This is a genomic window from Legionella feeleii, from assembly GCF_001467625.1.
Lineage (GTDB): Bacteria > Pseudomonadota > Gammaproteobacteria > Legionellales > Legionellaceae > Tatlockia > Tatlockia feeleii.
Window position 1 is genome coordinate 1 of record NZ_LNYB01000050.1, and the last position, 2486, is coordinate 2486.

Genomic DNA, 2486 nt, shown 5'->3' on the forward strand with positions numbered 1-2486 from the left:
CTTTCGCATGATTGCCGTTGTAGCTCAGTCGGTAGAGCACTTGATTCGTAATCAATAGGTCCGCGGTTCGATTCCGCGCAACGGCATTAGTCTTCTGATAAAAATAAATTTTTATGGGGCACTGGTGGGGCATTTAAAATAGTGGTACACCTCAGTTTCAAATGTTTATCAATTGAGAAGTTGAGATAACTTAATTTTTTTATTAAAGATATGTACTTCGGCGACAAGCTAGGTTTTGGTTATTACAGATAGCATGTACAGCAAATTAATATAAAGAATTAAGTTAATACAGTTGTATATATTCAGAAATTTTCATTGATAAGGTGGTAATAATAAAGGTCATATTTTTAAAAATTCCCGAATGGGAAGTGATGAAAACGCTTTGGTAGATATTATCTACGTGGTACAAATGGTACAGGTGGTACAGGTGGTACAGGTGGTACAGGTGGTACAGGTGGGAAAGCCTTATTAATTTACATCTCTAATTAAGTTGACAATTAACTGAATCATAATATCCTTCTGAGCTGGATCACTTTGAGCAACGAGCAGAGCAATAGCTACTAATGCATTATCATTAATTTTAGCATCCCCATTTCGTTTCAAATGATGCTGATTAAGTTGCAGGAACCAGACAAACATAAATGCCCCAATTCTTTTGTTACCGTCTGAAAAGGGATGGTTTTTTATAGTAAAATAAAGCAAATGTGCCGCTTGTTCTTCAATACTGGGGTATAGATACTCTCCGCCAAAACTTTGTACGATATTTCCTAAAATACCTTCAAAGCTGTTGTCTTTAGGTCTCCCGAATAGATCTGTAGCTTGTTTTTCTAATATCAAATTATGCTTTAAGTCATCTATTGCTTTCATAGCTGTAGAATAGTCAATTTCGCAAGTTATATTGGTATTTAATTGTACTTTTGGAAAATCACCCGTGTCATATTGATTTAGTAGAATGAAGCTATGATTATAATTGGTTAATACAGTTAATAATCCATTTGATTCCGTATGGTTTAGGTCAGTTGATAATGCTTTTTGAAATAAAATCAATGTCTTTTCAAGCTCTTTGATTTGTTGATTTTGTTTTTTTAACTTAATTTGATTTAGTGCATAACCCTTTAGAAGATACTCTTTCAATATTTTATTGGCCCAGATTCTAAATTGAGTACCTTGTAGAGACTTTACCCGATATCCAACAGAAATAATAACATCTAGATTATAATGTTCAATTTCACGAGATACTTTTCTTTTACCTTCTTGTTGAACTATCCGGAATTTCCGGATAGTTGAAATTTCAACAAGTTCATTTTCAGAATAGATATTTTGAATATGTTCGTTTATTGTGCGGATATCTTTTTGAAAAAGCTCGGACATTTGTTTTTGTGATAACCACACAGACTCTTCTTCAATAGGCACTTCAATTTGAAAACTGCCATCTTCTGCTTGGTAAAGTAAAATTTCGCTCATAACTTGCTACTCTAAAGTGAATAAAAAAACTTTAACATGTCTATCTTGCTAACCCAATTTATTTAAAAGGTTTAGATTTTACAAATCCCGAAGAATTTTCTAAGGGCGCAATATACATTGCTTTTGCAATGTTTAAAAATCGAACCTTCTAGGCAGAACAGAAACCTTAAAATGTTATGCTATATTTACAGCATTAGCGGATGGGGGAATCATGGATGATAAGTTTGTTAATTTGTCCGTTGGGTATATAACCAACATTACTCAGATCAATTTACTATTGGTGACAGCAAGTAGTATTTTATTAATTTCCGTTTTTAAAAAGAAAGAAATAATAGCCACTTCTTTAACTATGTGTGCCTGTTTGCTATCAATTTTCTCTAACATAGCGACATTAATAACGAATAAGAAATTGATAGAATTGTCTGTCTATTCATCAGATTACAAGGCAACAGTTTCTGATGCATTTGTCTATCTTGATTTAGTATTTTATTTTGATGTGATAATACTTATTTTATTATTTATCAGCATTATATTGGGGTATAAATCACGATGAGCTATAAGCGTTCTCGTAAATTAAGTCATATATTTTATAGTATTATTTTGCTATCTCCCTTATCTGCATATTCTGAAATTTGCCATATTGATCAGGAGGTAAATTATGATCTGCAAAATCAGGTAAATACTTTAGGTGTTGATGTTAATAAATTAGAGATACTTTTTGATAACGAGGGGCTTCCATCAAATAGTACTATTTATGTTGAAGGGGATAAAGTTGATTGCCAACTAATACCGAAAAACAAAGATCAACCCTCATTAAGGGGAAATTTTCCCAAAATGAAGTTAAAGATTGTAGTTTATTTTGAAGATAAAAGTCCTGTATATAATTTCTATTTATCTTCTCCTAGCAAGGTGAAGTGTAAAATGGATTCAATGGGAGTTATTGTCAATTCTGGTGTATGAGCAAAATATCATCAAGCGGCCTTCCAGTCCGATTGTTCAACAACCTGCACTCCGTCTTCAAA

Annotated in this window: 3 protein-coding genes and 1 tRNA gene; 3 read left to right on the forward strand and 1 reads right to left on the reverse strand. The window is 32.5% G+C overall.

Going from position 1 to position 2486, the window contains the following annotated elements:
* Nucleotides 1–13 precede the first annotated feature (13 nt).
* Nucleotides 14–86 (forward strand) — tRNA-Thr (locus Lfee_RS06875).
* Nucleotides 87–468: 382 nt separating this feature from the next.
* On the opposite strand, the gene rhuM is transcribed toward Lfee_RS06875, so the two are convergent.
* Nucleotides 469–1464, reverse strand: a complete 996-nt coding sequence (gene rhuM / locus Lfee_RS06880) for a RhuM family protein (protein ID WP_058445224.1) — start codon at nt 1462–1464, stop codon at nt 469–471.
* A gap of 211 nt (nt 1465–1675) precedes the next feature.
* Here rhuM and Lfee_RS06885 point away from each other — a divergent pair, with 211 nt between their 5' ends.
* Complete coding sequence (locus Lfee_RS06885) at nt 1676–2017, forward strand: hypothetical protein (RefSeq protein ID WP_058445226.1); 342 nt, start codon at nt 1676–1678, stop codon at nt 2015–2017.
* Nucleotides 2014–2424, forward strand: coding sequence for a hypothetical protein (locus Lfee_RS06890; protein ID WP_058445228.1), 411 nt, complete (start codon nt 2014–2016; stop codon nt 2422–2424). Before Lfee_RS06885 ends, Lfee_RS06890 begins: the two co-directional genes overlap by 4 nt.
* The last annotated feature ends 62 nt before the right edge of the window (nt 2425–2486 follow it).